This window comes from Enterococcus crotali, from assembly GCF_000633635.1.
In the GTDB taxonomy this organism is placed as follows: Bacteria; Bacillota; Bacilli; order Lactobacillales; family Enterococcaceae; genus Enterococcus_L; species Enterococcus_L crotali.
The window spans coordinates 49,229-65,322 of the sequence record NZ_AYPQ01000001.1 but is presented as its reverse complement, the minus strand read 5'-3'; the positions used below and the strand labels follow the sequence as shown (position 1 = coordinate 65,322).

10 protein-coding genes and 2 pseudogenes are annotated in these 16,094 nt (G+C 36.5%); 5 read left to right on the top strand and 7 right to left on the bottom strand.

The genetic code is table 11. The annotated features are described in order from the left end of the window. Positions 1 to 135: 135 nt before the first annotated feature. The gene (gene trpS / locus V192_RS0100290; protein ID WP_025868423.1) at positions 136 to 1,152 is read left to right on the top strand and encodes a tryptophan--tRNA ligase; all 1,017 of its coding nucleotides are present in this window, start codon (positions 136 to 138) and stop codon (positions 1,150 to 1,152) included. Between the two features lie 89 nt (positions 1,153 to 1,241). Here trpS and V192_RS0100285 read toward each other — a convergent pair whose 3' ends face one another. Next, positions 1,242 to 2,957 carry an ABC transporter ATP-binding protein gene (locus V192_RS0100285; protein WP_025868422.1) on the bottom strand — a complete coding sequence of 572 codons (1,716 nt, stop codon included), beginning with the start codon at positions 2,955 to 2,957 and terminating at the stop codon, positions 1,242 to 1,244. A gap of 257 nt (positions 2,958 to 3,214) precedes the next feature. On the opposite strand from V192_RS0100285, the gene V192_RS0100280 reads away from it, so the two are divergent. Further along, positions 3,215 to 3,571 (top strand): hypothetical protein, encoded by a 357-nt coding sequence (locus tag V192_RS0100280; protein WP_025868421.1) that lies wholly within the window; start codon positions 3,215 to 3,217, stop codon positions 3,569 to 3,571. A gap of 434 nt (positions 3,572 to 4,005) precedes the next feature. Here the strand turns inward: V192_RS0100280 and V192_RS0100275 are convergent, their stop codons facing one another. Further along, positions 4,006 to 4,245: a hypothetical protein gene (locus V192_RS0100275; RefSeq protein ID WP_025868420.1), complete on the bottom strand. Its 240-nt coding sequence runs from the start codon at positions 4,243 to 4,245 to the stop codon at positions 4,006 to 4,008. Between the two features lie 292 nt (positions 4,246 to 4,537). Here V192_RS0100275 and V192_RS0100270 point away from each other — a divergent pair, with 292 nt between their 5' ends. Together V192_RS0100270 and V192_RS0100265 are read left to right on the top strand one after the other, a co-directional pair. Next, the gene (locus V192_RS0100270) at positions 4,538 to 4,717 is read left to right on the top strand and encodes a hypothetical protein (protein WP_025868419.1); all 180 of its coding nucleotides are present in this window, start codon (positions 4,538 to 4,540) and stop codon (positions 4,715 to 4,717) included. Positions 4,718 to 5,002: 285 nt separating this feature from the next. Then, positions 5,003 to 5,713 carry an HAD family hydrolase gene (locus V192_RS0100265; protein ID WP_025868418.1) on the top strand — a complete coding sequence of 237 codons (711 nt, stop codon included), beginning with the start codon at positions 5,003 to 5,005 and terminating at the stop codon, positions 5,711 to 5,713. Between the two features lie 190 nt (positions 5,714 to 5,903). On the opposite strand, the pseudogene V192_RS18845 reads toward V192_RS0100265, so the two are convergent. The 4 genes and pseudogenes from V192_RS18845 to V192_RS0100245 all read right to left on the bottom strand — a co-directional run bounded on the left by V192_RS18845 (position 5,904) and on the right by V192_RS0100245 (position 13,966). Beyond that, positions 5,904 to 9,100: pseudogene (locus V192_RS18845) on the bottom strand (DEAD/DEAH box helicase). A gap of 16 nt (positions 9,101 to 9,116) precedes the next feature. Next, positions 9,117 to 12,259 (bottom strand): annotated as a pseudogene (locus tag V192_RS18840) (AAA family ATPase). 1 nt (position 12,260) lies between these two features. Next, positions 12,261 to 13,400, bottom strand: coding sequence for an exonuclease SbcCD subunit D (locus V192_RS0100250; RefSeq protein WP_025868417.1), 1,140 nt, complete (start codon positions 13,398 to 13,400; stop codon positions 12,261 to 12,263). A gap of 191 nt (positions 13,401 to 13,591) precedes the next feature. Continuing rightward, complete coding sequence (locus V192_RS0100245; RefSeq protein ID WP_025868416.1) at positions 13,592 to 13,966, bottom strand: winged helix-turn-helix transcriptional regulator; 375 nt, start codon at positions 13,964 to 13,966, stop codon at positions 13,592 to 13,594. A 154-nt stretch (positions 13,967 to 14,120) separates the two neighbouring features. Here V192_RS0100245 and V192_RS0100240 point away from each other — a divergent pair, with 154 nt between their 5' ends. Then, entirely contained in the window at positions 14,121 to 15,302 is a 1,182-nt protein-coding gene (locus V192_RS0100240) for an NADH-dependent flavin oxidoreductase (protein ID WP_025868415.1), read from the top strand. A 78-nt stretch (positions 15,303 to 15,380) separates the two neighbouring features. On the opposite strand, the gene V192_RS0100235 is transcribed toward V192_RS0100240, so the two are convergent. Beyond that, the gene (locus tag V192_RS0100235; RefSeq protein WP_025868414.1) at positions 15,381 to 16,001 is read right to left on the bottom strand and encodes a lysophospholipid acyltransferase family protein; all 621 of its coding nucleotides are present in this window, start codon (positions 15,999 to 16,001) and stop codon (positions 15,381 to 15,383) included. Between the last annotated feature and the right edge of the window lie 93 nt (positions 16,002 to 16,094).

The following is a 16,094-nucleotide window of genomic DNA, read 5'->3' as shown; positions in this document are numbered from 1 at the left end:
AATTATTATCTGCTATAACTGTACTAGTCTAAAAATTCTGACATTTTATTTTTTTCGGAGTAATCCTGTTTTTTTTTATTTTTAGCTGTATAATGGTAACAATGACTTTTTATTAATTGATTAAGGTGGTTATTTATGGAAACTATTTTTTCTGGCATTCAGCCAAGCGGCATCCCAACTATTGGAAATTATATTGGTGCAATGAAACAATTTATTGACTTACAGAATCACTATAACTGCTATTTTTGTATTGTTGATGAACATGCAATAACAGTTCCTCAAGACCCTTTAAAATTACGACAACAGACACGTAGTCTGACTGCACTGTATTTAGCTGTAGGTCTTGATCCTGAGAAATCAACGATTTTCATCCAGTCCGAAGTTTCAGCTCACGCTGAGGCTGCTTGGATCATTCAATGTAACACAACGATCGGCGAGTTAGAGCGCATGACTCAATTTAAAGATAAATCACAGAAAAATGGACGCACAGGTGTCAGCGCTGGACTATTGACTTATCCGCCTTTGATGGTTGGTGATATTGTCTTATACAATGCGAATCTTGTGCCTGTCGGCGATGACCAAAAACAACATTTAGAATTGACACGTGATTTTGTAGAACGCTTTAATAAACGTTATGGACAACCAAATCAAGAAATCCTAGTCCTCCCAGAAGTAAAAATCGCGCAACAAGGCGGACGTGTGATGAGTTTACAAGATCCGACAAGTAAAATGAGCAAATCTGATTCAAACAAAAAAGGCTTTATTTCGATGCTAGATGAACCAAATGTTATTCGCAAAAAAATTAAATCAGCTGTGACAGACTCAACTGGAGTAATTGAATATGATCCAGAAAACAAACCAGGAATTTCTAATTTACTAAGTATCTTTTCTGCTGCAACCGGCCGTGCTGTTGATGAGTTAGCTACAGCTTATGAAGGAAAAGGATATGGTGAATTCAAATCTGATTTAGCTGAAGCGGTAGTGGACTTACTAGTACCGATCCAAGAGCGCTATCATGAATTATTAGCATCTGATGAACTAGACGACATTCTTGACAAAGGTGCTGAACAAGCTAGGCTTGTAGCCAACAAAACCTTACAGCGAATGAAAAACGCTATCGGATTAGGTAGAAAACCGCGCAAGAAAAAATAACAATCAAGGTCGCGTTCTAAACAAATATTATTAAAAAAGCATATAACTCCTAATGATCCTTGGAGTTATATGCTTTTATTTTTTCTTATTTAGTCTCTAAATTGAGCATCATGCAATCGGCGGTAGTGTCCACCTTTTGCAAGTAATTCCTCGTGTGTTCCTTCTTCTAATATTCCTTTGTCACTGACAACAATGATTCTTGTCGCATGTTTAATCGTTGCCAAGCGATGAGCGATGATTAAGGTTGTTCTACCTTCTGCCAATGAATTTAATGATTCTTGGATTACTTGTTCTGTTTCAGTATCCAAAGCAGAAGTTGCTTCATCCAAAATTAAAATTGGCGGATTTTTTAGAAACATTCTAGCAATCGCTACTCGTTGTTTTTGACCGCCGGAAAGCTTGACTCCTCGTTCACCGATCATCGTATCCAATCCTTCTGACATTTGATCGACTACTTTTTCTAGATGAGCTAATTTTACCGCATTTTGAATTTCAGCTTCTGTAGCATCTAGCTTTCCATAAGCAATATTGTCTCGGATCGTCCCTGGGAACAAGAAAACATCTTGCTGAACAATCCCAATTTGACTTCGTAAAGAAGCAAGTGTCATCTCCTGAACGTTGATCCCATCAATCGTAATTGCGCCTCCAGTTACTTCATAAAATCGAGGTAATAGATTGCATAATGTAGTTTTTCCCGATCCGCTTTGTCCAACGAACGCTACAGTTTCACCCGGAACGATTTGCAGATCAATATGATTTAAAACCTTTGTCGAATCCGCATATGAAAATGTTACATCATCATAGATAATATCCCCACGTAAATGATCGACTGTTATTGCATCTGGCTTATCTTGAATCGCAGGCTTCTTATCGATTTCTTCGGTAAATCGCTTAAATCCAGCGATTCCTTTAGGATAGCTTTCAATCATATTATTGACTTTTTCAATTGGGCGGACGAAAACATTTGATAATAGAATAAAACCGACAAATTGACCATCAGTAATTTCACCTTTGATCGTATAATATGCACCAAATATCAATGTAAACAAATTGATCAAGCGAATCAAAAAGTAGTTATAAGCAGAACTAATTCCCATAACTTTATAAAACAAGATTTTTGATTGGCGATACGCTTGATTCAATCCTTCAAAACGCTGACGCTCAAAAGGCTCATTAGCGAAAGACTGTGTCACACGAATCCCGCTGACTGATGCTTCAACGCCTGCATTAAAATCGCCCAAGTTATCATAAATCTTAGTATTGACTTTGGTCATTTTTTTATTGAAAAAAACCAATGCAACCGTAATAAACGGCAGAACAATAAATGTAGCTAAAGCCAATTGTACATGGATTCTAAGCATCAAATAAAATGAACCGATCAAGGTCATGACTGTGATAAATACATCTTCCGGTCCATGATGAGCAACTTCAGAAATTTCAAATAAATCAGTTGTCAGACGACTCATCAATTTACCTGTTTTTTGATTGTCATAATATTCAAACGGCTGCGTCTGTAAGTGTCCGTATAGTTCTCGACGCATATCTGTTTCAATATTGACCCCTAGTTTATGACCAAAAAAGACCACGATATACTGTAAAAATGTGTTAAGTATATAAAATAAGAGCAATCCTACACAAGCAAGCGCAATCAACCGAAAATTCCCTTTTGGCATGATTTTATCGATCACTTGATTCACAACAACTGGAAAAGCTAGCTCCAGTAGACCTGCCAAAACGGCACAGCCAAAATCTAAAATAAATAAGTGCTTATATGGTTTGTAATAACTAAAAAATCGTTTTAACATAAACTCCCTCTTTCTTTCGACACTAAAACTATTATACGCAAAGAGACAGCAGGATGCAAAATTTGAAAGCTCTTAAATAGACGTTTAACCTTCGCTCTACTTCATTTAACGACATTATCTATTCTAAAGAAAAAATAATTTAGTATTTAATACTAATAACTCGAATTTATGTTGAAAAATTGTTATTTTAACTATATTATAGATAGGGTTGTGTATTTAACACATAACCACTATTTATCATATTAAGGAGTGTTTAAGTGAAAACAGCAAAATTAGTTATTGGCATTATCAGTATTATTTTATCATTGTTGGTTTTATTTCAATCATGTGTCGCAGGTTTGGCAAACAGCATGCAAAACAACGGGGAAGCTGGCGGAAGCGCTGGTATGTTGTTGGCTATCTGTTTATTAGTTGCTGGAATCGTTGCTATTGCAACTAGAAATTCTTCTGGGAATGGCGGTTTTGTAGCCGCAGGATTTTATATTGCAGGAGGTATTATTGCATTCTTACTTGCTGGCGGATATGGGGATTTATATATCTGGGCTGTACTATCTATTATTTTTGGTGCAACATTTGTCATTGGGGATACCAAAAAAATAAATAGTTGTCATTAAAAGAACAAATCATTTGAAATCCAAACTGGAGAGAAGACATTCGCTCCAGTTTTTTATACATTTTGAACGCTCTAAAGCCTGTTATCTCAATAACTTGAAAAGCTACAAGCATTTTGTTAAATTATACGTATACATGTACATCATAAAAAACACCGATGAGTTGCTTATGTCTTGGGGAAGATAGGCCTGATCGGTGTTTCTGTTTTTATTATACTAAAGTTGTCACTCTTTCACTACTTCAAAAAATGACTATCGATCATACTTTTTTGAAGAATAAATTAGCAATTTATTTTTTTATTAGCCCTATGTGTAAAACATCCATTTCTATTTAAGAGGCTTTTTCATATAGCTTTCGAGCGATCTAAGTGACCTAGAGTATTTACTTCTTAATTTTTTATGTTACTTATGACTATTCAAAAAGAAAATCTATGATTTTACTGATCCTTGTTGGATATAAATTTTACATCTGCTTGTTTAAAGAATATAAAAATAATTATCCAAGAACATATCGTCATAAGCAACCACACCGTAAAACTCAATTCTTCAAAAATACTTCTACCTGCGATTACTGACATTATAGTCATCACTACAATTGCGATAGTGTTCATGCTTGCTAAACCAAGACTCAGCCCAATCATTTTTCCTAATTGAAACAGTAATTTTTCATTATCCATATAAACAACCCCTTTATTTTAGTTCATTATAAAGGAATCAATAGACAAAATAAACACTCTGATAATTACTTCTATTTTTTATGTATAAACTAGCCCTTCCTGAAAAATAGATCTTTACCACTGTCTACCTTAGTATCGCTTAAATGATTTTCTATCAATTCTCTTCAATAGGAACACGCTATATTTATATAGAATAGCTTTATACTTGATTGTCCAATTTCTTCTTGTTTTCATCAGCTATCCAAATTTTTCTTATTCATATAATAGTCCTCCTTTAAAGGAGGACTATTATATGAATAAAAAAGTAACTACGGGGAGTTTTTTTGTTGCAATTTTTGTAGCTGGTATATTCTACTTATTGACAAAAAAAGAAATTTTTTCAGCTCTCGTATTTTTTATTGCTCTATCTGGCTCATTTCCAATTTTAAATAAATTAAGTGCTAAGGTAGATAATACAAATGCTTCTAAATGATCAATTAAATACAATGTCCTGCACCAAATTAGAGCTAAGCCGTCATGCTTAGCTCTTTTGCTATGTATATTTGAGTATCATCGGTAATAGGAGGCTTTCGTAGCTGTAGCTAGGTCACTAAGATTTTGGTAGATATCATATTCATTTGTGCATCCACCTTCTAACGATGTTAGTATTCTAATCTAAATTAAAAATTTCTTTCTGTCCTTTTGTGAAAAAGTTCGCTACAATGGAAATGAAATTTGAAAATTTTTCTGAAAATTATTAAGGGGTGCAATTTTTTTAATGAAAACTATTGTTTTTGATGTTGATGATACAATTTATGACCAGCAACAACCTTTTAGAAATGCGATCAATGCAGTCTTTCCAAGTGTAAAACCAGAAGATATGCATACACTATATATTCGCTTTCGATTCCACAGTGATGAGACATTTCCCAAGGTCATGTCTGATGAATGGACACTGGAATATATGCGGTTTTTCCGTATCAATGAATCCTTAAAAGACCTTGGTTATCCAAGTGTTTCACAAGAAAATGGTTTGATTTTCCAGAAAACATATGAGGATGAACTAGATAATATCGTAATGCATCCAGAGGTAAAAAAAGTATTCGATTTCTTAAAAGAAAAAAACATTCCAATGGGGATCATTACAAATGGTCCGACAGATCATCAATTCAAAAAAGTAAAACAACTCCAATTAGAAAATTGGGTTCCAACAGATAACATTATTATTTCTCAAAGTACCGGATTTCAAAAACCAGAAAAAGAAATTTTTGATCTGGCTGCAAAAGAATTCGGTATGGATTGTGAACGTACATTATATGTAGGAGATAGCTTTGAAAATGATATTGCTGGTGCTAAAAATGGCGGTTGGAAATCTCTATGGTTCAATCATCGTTTACGCGAAATGCCTGCTGACGAAGAAGCGTATCACATTAAAGAAGTCACTTCATTCGATGATTTATTCCCTACGATTCAATCATTATTTTCATAAAAAAATGCGGTGAGCCCGGGACAAAACTAAAAATCAGTTTCGGGCTCTAAATCCGGATAAACGGTGGGATCAGAAGCAACCCCTTCGGAAATAAGCTGAGATTCACAAAAATTTGAAGAGCAATTTTCGTGAATCTCTTCTTATTTCTCGGGGTTAAACACTTCTGACCCAACCTCACCGCATTTTTCCTTTATTCACCAATACTCAAGATCATTCGAATATCATCTTCAGTCATTTTCGCTAATTGTTCTTCATTTCCTTGGATTACTTTTTGGAATAGTTCTCGTTTTTCTTGCTGTAAAGAGTCCATTTTTTCTTCAACAGTACCTTCAGCAATCATCCGCCAGACTTCCACAACATTTTTTTGACCAATTCGGTGCGCTCGGCCAGCTGCTTGCTCTTCCACTGCAGGATTCCACCATAAATCATACAGTATTACAGTATCTGCACCGGTTAAGTTTAAACCCGTTCCACCGGCTTTTAATGAAATTAAAAAGACATCCTTTTCTCCTTCATTAAATGCATCAGCCATCGTTATCCGTTCTTTAGGCTTGGTACTTCCTCTTAAATAAAAGGTCGATAAGCCTAATTCATGTAATTCAGTTTCAATAATCGACAGCATACTTGTAAATTGAGAAAATAACAGCACTCTCCGATTATTTTCTTTAGCCGCGACCAATAAATCTTTCACTTGTTCCAGTTTTCCAGAGCCACCTGTATAATCATCAATAAATAAACGAGGATCACAACAAATTTGGCGTAAACGAGTCAAACCAGCCAGAATGCTTAAACGATTCTTTTTAAAAGCGTCTTGATCCATTTGACTGACATCTTCTTGCATCTGCTTGAGATACGCTAAGTAGACTGTTTTTTGCTCTTCTGTAAGAACACTATATAAATTACTTTCAATCTTATCGGGAAGGTCTGCCAATACCGTCTTTTTATCTCGTCTTAAAATAAACGGTTGGATCATTTTGGCGATTTCCTCTGGTTTCATTGACCTAAACAAGGTTTTTGATGGAAATAAGCCTGGCAAAATCATTTGAAAAATCGACCATAACTCGTCTAGATTGTTCTCGATCGGCGTACCACTCAAAGCAAAACGTTGAGGAACTGTCAAACTTTTTAGAGCCTGAGCCGTTTTTGTTCCACTATTTTTCACCATTTGAGCTTCATCTAAAATTAAGTAGCCTAAATTCAGTTCTTGATACATCTCGATATCTTGTCTTAGGCTAGCATATGATGTGATCAAAACATCTAGCTCTGCCTGCTTCGCAAGTTTTTCTCGTTCTGATTTATTTCCAGCCACAACTTCCGCCTTTAAATCAGGTGCGAATTTTTTAATTTCAGCTACCCAGTTATAAATCAAACTGGCTGGGGCCACAATCAGTGCAGCTCCTTTTTGCTTTTGTTCTTCTTTTTCAGATAATAAATACGTAATCGTCTGAAGTGTTTTCCCCAGTCCCATCTCATCAGCTAAAATTCCACCAAATTGATAATAACTAAGCATTTTTAACCACTTAAAGCCTTCGATTTGGTAGCTTCTAAGTGTAGCTTGGATTTTTTTAGGAAGCATAGCTTCAAAGTCTTCTGGATGAGTCAAGTTTGAAACCATTTCCTTAAAGGACGCTGAAAAATGTGCTTGCGAATTGTTTTCCAACATATTTTCGATCATCAAGCCTTGATTTCTTGGTACTTGAATGGTTCCTTGAACATTTTTCATATTCTTTCTCAGCAATGTCAACACTTCACTTGTCTGCTGAAATTCTTCTGAATCTAAAGCTAAAACCTCTCCAGTCTCTAATGTATAAAAACGATCATTACGCAATAAACTAGCTAAAACAGCATCGATTTCCTGTTCAGCAATCCCAGTAATATCAAAGCGAACATCTAGCCAAGAATCAGCGTCTGATACTTCGATCATGGGTTGATGATGTGCTGCATCTAAATATAATTCCCGCAACTTTTTCCCCATACGAACTTCCCCTAAACGACGAAAAGTCGGCACTTCCGCTTTAAAAAAGTAATACAAGCGTTCACCAGCAGGCAAATTCTTCTCGTATCCATCAGTGACTTTTTGATACCCAAATGCGGCTAATTGTTCTAAAATTTCTTGTTCCTTTTTCCCATCACGTACAACTTCCTGATCTGCTCCAGAAGCAACAGAATGTGCATCATCTGTTGAAAAGACAACAGTTCCATAAGTGAAATCTACCCTGACTTTGATCATTCCTTTGATTTTACGAAAAATCAAAACAGCTTCTAATGGGTGGTAGACCACTTCTTTTTCCACATCTTCGCTAACGGTGACTGTTCCTAATCGCTTCAATAATGGAACAACTGCTCCAAATAAATCAGAGAGCTCAGTCTTTTCATAAATGATCTCAGGTTTTTCAATCCTCTTTAGTAGCTGTAATAAGGTGGTGTAGATTGCTTCTTGCTCCTGTGTAAACACAAACACTTGGTTCTTACTAAATCCCCATTGATAATGAGATAAAAAAGTTGTTATCTGGTCGTCGATCACCAATTTATAGGTCTTGTCCAGTTGCTTGCTTATGTCAAAATAGATTGGCAACGAGCCTTTTACAAATAACAGATGTCGGTATTTTATCTCTTCATCGTTTAATTGAAAATGAGGAATCAGGCTCATTTTTTCAATCAGTTTCTGCCCTTGGTCAATTGGTAAAACAAGATAACGTTTATCGATCTTGCCTTTGACTTGTACGCCGTTTGCACCTAGTAATTGACTAGTCTGATAAATGGCGGCTAATTGTTCCAGCAATTCTTGATTTTCAATTGAAAAAGCCTCATTGTTCAAATCGAAATGATGCTGCTTATTGATCAAAAACGAACCTTCTTTTTGAAAGGCCTGGAAAAACTCTCCGATATTTTTAATAATATAGGTTTTAGGTTTGACCCCTTTATTGCCGATCCGTAAAGAAACACCTAAAACAGCTAGCTCCGGATAATAACTGTTTGTTTCGATCACATCGACAACATATTCAACAATTAGTGGGGTAACTTTATTTCTATCCTCCACCTGATTCAACTTAGCAAAGCCTTTTGTAAACATTTCTGAGATAGACAATGAGCGCTTTTCAAAGGTCACTGGCTGGTCTGCTTTAATAATTCGTGATGTGCCTTTTTGACGCAATGATAACTCGACGGCCACCGTATGTTTACAATAGCCATGGTCCTTCCAATAAGGACATTCACAAATATCATTTTCTTTGGCGGTTCCATCTAGCTGAACACGATACAATTCATTACCAAGTACTTCGCATGCCAGATTTTTTTTTCTGGGTCTTGAACGATAGACAACACTCTGCCTTCTTTCATATATTCCCTGCCTCGCTCAACAATTCGTTCTGGAATACTCCATTTCATTTTCTCACCTCCTGGCTTAAGCCGTTTGATAGGTCACTTGACTCTGACCATTTCCGTTTGTTTTGATTTGTAGTTGTTGCGGAATTCTTGCTTTTAATTCACTTACATGACTGATGATACCGATCATTCTTCCTTCGTTTTCAATTGTTTCCAGTGCTTCCATAGCCATTTCTAAGGCTTCTTCATCTAAAGACCCAAATCCTTCATCAATGAATAATGCTTCGATCAAGACACCACCTGCGTGCTCTTGGATCACTTCAGCTAACGAGAGGCTAATGCCAATGCGGCAATAAAGCTTTCACCGCCAGATAAAGTATGTGCACTACGGCTACTTCCTGCATTATCGTCATAAACATTGATTTCAAGGCCTGTTTGATTTTTATAACTACCTGAATCTTGATTCAATTCAAACTGATAGCGATTATTTGTCAATAACCCTAAACGTTGATTAGCTACTTTCAGAACTTCTTCTAAATAGGTTTGTAAAACGTATCTTTCCAAGCTAGTTTTTCTTGGATTATCGCCATTAACTGTTGCAGTTAATTGATGTAGCGCGGTGACTTCTTCCCACTGCTGCTCAACTGTAGCAATTAATTCTTTTACTTGCTGTTGAATTTTTTCATTCGCCTGAATTTTTTCTTGCTGTTGATAATAGCTGGCTTCCTTTTCTTCAATCAACTGGCTCAGTCTTTCTATTTCAGCCAGAATAGTTGTCAGCTCTGGTTGCTGTTTATTTTCTAGCTTTTGTTCGAGTTCTTTTAATTGAAAAACAAGTTGATCTTTTTTCTTATCAAAAGCTGTCAATTCTTCTTTGATTGCTTCTAACTTAGGAACTTCTCTTAGCAAAACTCGAAGTATTTTTTCATCTAAAGCAACACTTGATTCTTCCAAGGCCTCAGCTAATTGCTGTTCTAATGTTGCTTTCTCAGTTAGATTGGCTGTCTTTTCCTTGGTAAGATGTTCCTCACTATTTTTTAGTAGTAGCTGATTTTCTTTGGATTTGGCTAAACATTCTGCGATTTCTTGTTTTTGTTTCTCCCATTGTGCTACTTGTTGCTCAAGTTGTGCTTTAGTTTCAGTGATATCAGTTAAAGAAAGATCATCCTCACCTAATTGCTCGGTAATCGTTGTGATTTTAGTTTGATTTGCCGCTTGTTCCTGTTGCTTCTGACCAACAATTTCTTCTTGTATCACTACTTTTTCTTGTTGATCCTTGACTTCTTTTTCGAGTTTGCTGAGACGCTGCTTAGCTGCTTCGATTCGTTCTGCTTCTCGTTCAAGTTCAACTGCTGCCAACTCAAACTCAACGGTTGCTTGTTCAATTCTAGCAGAGGTCAATGGCGTACTTAAGGTAAGGTTTTGTTTTTCTTCCAATTGTTCAAGTAATGTATTAACTTTGTTAGTTTGTTGGTCTATTTCTTGCTGTAGCTCTTGCTCTGTAGTGTGACATTGAGCTGTTTGAGCTTGCAATTTTACAACTGTTCCAGCTTGCTTTTGAGCCGCCTTCTCTAACTCATCTAATTGGTTTTCTAGTGATTGAATTTCTTCTAGCGAAACTTCTTGATGCTCATTTTGTTTTGGATGTTCTACTGAACCACATACTGGGCAAGGTTCACCTTCGACCAAAAATAGGCTTAGACGGCTGATTTGCATTTTTGCCCATTGACTTTTTTGATTTTCGACTTGCTTATTGAGCATTGTTTGTTTCGTTTCTGCTTGTTTAAGTTTCGCTTCTAGTTCGCTCAGCTGTTGTTTGGTAGCTAGTTTTTTAGCTTCAAATTGTTGTTGTTTCTCCCAACTCTCTAAAAACGTCAGCCATTGTGTTTGATGACGCTCTAATTTCAATTGTTCATTTTCAATATGTGCTTTCTGTTCTGTTATTGCCAGCTCTTTTTGATAATTTTGCTCAGTACTTATCTGTATTGCTTTAATTTCTTTAAGCTGTTCAACTAATCCTTCCAGCTCTACACGATTCTTTTCCCATGTATTTGTTAATTTTGCTTTTTCTTCATACAAAGGTAATTGAAATTGAAGTTTTGTTAGCCTAGCCTTTTGCTGCTCCATTGTTGTTGCTTGTGCTAATACTGCTTGTTGCTGTTGTTCCCATTGCTGAATTGCTTGTGCTTGTGTTTCTTGCTCTGTTTGATTTTTTTTGAGTTCCTGTTCGTACGTTGTGATCAAATCAGTTTTTTCATCGATTTTTTCAATCAGCCCTTGATGATTCTTTACCCATTGAAGTTGTTGTTCTTCTACTCGAAGGTTATTGATCATTTCAGTTGCCTGTTCAAGCTCTTCTTTTTGACGTTTGAGCTGATTTTGTTTCGCAAAATCATTCAAGAGTTCTTCCAACGTAAACTTTTCTTGTTCCTTCTCTTGTTTTTGTTCCTTTAATAGGGTCAATTGGTTCTGCTGAACAAGCTGTTGTGCGACCATTGTTTCTTGTTGGTGGGCAAGTTCAATCAATTGCTGCTCTACAGATAGCTCCTCAAGAATTGGTTCATGCCAATATAATTGGTCTAACTTTGCTTGAATCGTTTGTTGGGTAGCTTCTATTGTCTTATTGACTGCTTTTAATTGGTTCTTAAGCTGTTCATTCAACGTTTGATACAATTGTGTGCCAAATAAATTACGGAGTACTTTTTCTTTATCGTTACTGTTTGCAATCAAAAATGTTCTAAACTCCCCTTGGGGCAAGAGAACGATTTGAGCAAACTGTGTGGCATCTAAATGTAACAGTTCCTGGATAAAACTATCGATTTCACGACGTTTCGTATATTCTCTAAGTTCTTTTCCTGCATGGTCTTTAACAATCAATGAAATCTTAGCACTTTGAGTCCGTGTACCATCACCACGCTTTTTAAAAAGCTCTTGTTCAGGTTTTCTAGTAATATCATAAAAGTAGTCGCCATGAGAAAAAGCTAACTGAACCTCCGTTGACTCTGATGGGTCTGCAAAGGTTGAACGCATCTCTTTTCCTTGACGCAGCTTTCCTGAGCTTTCACCAAATAATGCATAGCTCATTCCGTCAAAAATCGTCGTTTTCCCCGAACCAGTTTTTCCACTGATCAAAAATAAGGAGGAATCCTCAAATTTACTAAAATCAATGGTTTCATCAATATAAGGGCCAAAGTTTTTCAATGTTAATGTCAATGGTTTCAACTTATTTCCCTCTTTCTTCTTGATGAATTTCTGCCAGATTGTCTTTGATCCAGGTTTGCTGCTGGAATGTTAGTGTTTCTCCAGTTACTTCTGAAAAGAATTGATCGACCAATTCTGTTGGTGCTAAGGTCTTGATTGATTTTTTCGTTTCACTATTTTTCTGCCGTTCTTCTCTTCCAAATAAGCGTTCAACACCAATTATTCTTGGATAAATCTGTCTCAGCTGGTTCATCATATTAGGAATTACGGCGCGATCTGTTAACTGAATTTGTAAATAATTTTCACGATCGATCGCCTCATAAAATGCTTGTGCGGTCAACTCTTTAAAACTACCTTCGATTTGCATGATATCTCTTAAAGGAGTAATTTCTTTAAAAGTAAATACTGTCTCAGAAGTGTTTGTATCCACGATCCAAACGCCCTTTGTCTGATTCATCTCAGATAAAGAAAATTTTAATGGCGAACCGCTATACCGTGCATTTTCAGCCTGTAAAGCATTTTTCCCATGTAAGTGTCCCAAAGCCACATAATCAAAAGAGTCTAATAAAGTGAGTGGGACTGTATCCAAACCACCTACCATTAATTTCGTTTCTGAATCCGACTTTTCACTGCCCGCCACGAAAAAATGGCTGACTAAAACATGAGCCATATCGGGTTTAAATTGCTTTTTCATCTCAGTAACTACTTCTTTCATTGCTTGTTCGATTGTCCGAATGTCTTCATTTTCAAAATACAAACGTGCTGAAATCGGTTCAAAATAAGGCAACAGAAAAAACTGAGTATTACCCATCTCAACAGGTTCAAAGGCCTGATCCAAACGCGTATTTAAATGAAAATTTGATTGAACAAACCATGGTCCACCGGTCTCTAGACGAGTACTACTATCATGATTACCAGAAATGGCCAAGATTGGAAATTGCTCCTGTAGATTCATTTCTACGATCATACGATTAAACACTTCAATTGCTTCAACAGAAGGAACTGAACGGTCATATAGATCTCCTGCAACGACAATTGCATCTACATCTTCGTCTTTAGCAATCGTTAAAATCTGTTGAAATGCATCTACTTGTTCTTCTAATAGGTCATACCCATGTAATTTTTTGCCGATATGCCAATCTGCTGTATGTAAAAAACGCATTTTCCCACCACCTAAAAAAGTCCTTCTTACTATTATACCAAATTTACGGGAAAATATATGGTTCAAACGTATCATATTTTGATTACAGTAAAACAATTGCTTAATTTGGCTATTTTTTGCGTTTAAACAAAAAAAGAAGACAGCTTAAATTGCTTAGCTGTCATTCGTTTTTTATCATTCTATAGTTAAGTTTAATAGTTTAAAAAGCCCGAATAATTTTCACTTAAAAGCTCAACATCATTTCCAGTCTCAATCAGATTTTGTACTCTCTTTTCACCCCAAACAGACATAGCTATCAAGATTTCTCTCAATGATTTCCCTTCTTCAGTTAATGAGTATTCTACTTTGGGCGGCACCTCGTTATATATTTTACGAGTAATAATCTGGTCCGTTTCCAATTCTCGTAATTGCTGCACCAGCATTTTTTGTGTAATTTGAGGAATGTGCTTTTTTAGTTCTCCTGTCCGCATTGTACCGTTACCTAAGTGACATAAAATACTCGGCTTCCATTTCCCTCCGATAACCTCCAAAGTTGCTTCAATAGACATGTAATAAACTTTTTTCATATTACCATCCCTTTCACCCTTCACTATTATTACTTTTCAGTTACTATAGCACTTAAAAGTAGGTACTTGTTACTTTTTACTTAACATTTATACTAGCATTTACAGAGAAGAATAACAAAAAACATTTCTCTACAAACACAAAGGAGCGAATACTATGTCCCCAAATTTTTTATCTAGTTATTTATTTTCTAATGGACTATCTGTCAAAAATCGAGTTGTAATGCCTCCTATGACCACTCAGTCCAGCTTTCACAACGGGATGGTCACGTCAGATGAAATTGCTTATTACGCGATGCGCGCAGGCGGTCCAGGCATGATCATAACTGGCGTTGCAAATGTCAGTGAAAGCGGCAAAGGATTTGAAGGGGAATTATCTGTTACTAGCGATGAGATGATCCCCGGCCTACAAAAACTTGCTGCTGCAATCAAACAAGAGGGAACCAAAGCCATTTTACAAATTTTTCATGCTGGCAGAAAGTCAACTAGCAGTATTTTGAGAGGGGAACAGCCAGTTAGCGCGAGTGCTCTCAAAGCGAGCTATCCTGCCGATTCTGAAATGCCTAGGGCGTTAACTCATGAAGAAATTGTCCAAATCATAAAAGATTTTGCTGAAGCAACTCGACGCGCAATCGTTGCTGGATTTGATGGCGTTGAATTGCATGGAGCAAATACTTATTTACTACAACAATTTTTTTCTGAAAACTCAAACCAGCGCTCAGATGACTGGGGCGGATCATTAGAAAAACGCTTGAAATTTCCGTTATCAGTTATTGAAGCCGTCAATCAAATGGTCAAAAAGAAAGCTCAAAATCCATTCGTAGTTGGTTATCGCTTGTCACCAGAAGAAATCGAAACACCAGGTATCCGCCTAGATGACTCCTTGTATTTAGTCGATCAAATCAAAGATAAGGTTGATTATATCCATTTATCAATTGGCAATTACAAACGAACTTCTTTAAATGATGAAACAAATAAAGCAACATTGATTTCTCAATTTTCAGCTAGAACGAAAGGGATCGTTCCCCTGATCGGTATCGGATCTGTCGAGCAGCCTGAAGAAGCGGAAAAAGTTATAGAAGACGGTGCGGATTTTGTAGCAATTGGTCGAGAATTACTCCGCGAGCCTCAGTGGGTACAAAAAGTGGAGTCAGACGATCTGGCTAGCATTCGCACTAAAGTAAGTCCTTTGGATATTGAAGAATTGAGGATCCCAAGCGCTATGCAGGCTTATCTAAAAGAATCATTCAATAGTGTGATGCACTATACAACAGATTTCACCACTACTCAATACTATGAAGATACACCTGCACCGATGGAAAACTTTAAAAAGCTGTAGGAACTGATACTCAGCATCTTGACCAGCACATACTAAAAAGAACGAACCAAAACGGAGAATGTTTTGATTCGTTCTTTGCTATTCTTTCACTTCATATTTAAAATTAGGATCGATTTCTTGATCTAAACGATCAAATGAAGTTTGCATTCTACGTTCAACTTCCGCAATCCCCTCTTTATCCATTTTGGCAATGTCACTGACATCGATCGGTTCGCCAAAACGCACAGTCACGCGACGACGTTTAAATAAGTCTTTCAACGTTAAAGGTCCTTGATACACAGCTGGAACGATACTAACTTTCGCCATCTTAGCTATCAATGCTACACCGCCTTTTAATTCAGATGAATGGCGCGTACCACTTGGAAACATGACCAAACTTAAATCAGTATTTTTCAGCGTTTTGACTGGTGTTTTGATAGCGCTTGGTCCTGGTTTTTCCCGATCGACAGGAAAGGCATTCGCATGTTTTAAAATAAAACTAAGAAATGGATTCTTGAATAGTTCTTTTTTCGCCATAAAACTAAACTTTTTCGGTGATCCGCCAACAGCCAGATATAGTGGTTCCCACCAAGTTCTATGAGGTGCTACTAAAATATAATTTTCATTTTGAGGAATACGGTCTTTCTTTTCATAATGTGCATTGCCGTTGATAACAAACAAAACGACCCGGACAACGCCACGCATAAATGTAAAAAACATGTTCTTCTTCCTTTCTTTTCACTAGCTATAAGTATGCCGAAAACGAACACTTTTGACAAGTCTTTTTCAGATGTTTCTTCTGTATCTTAATCG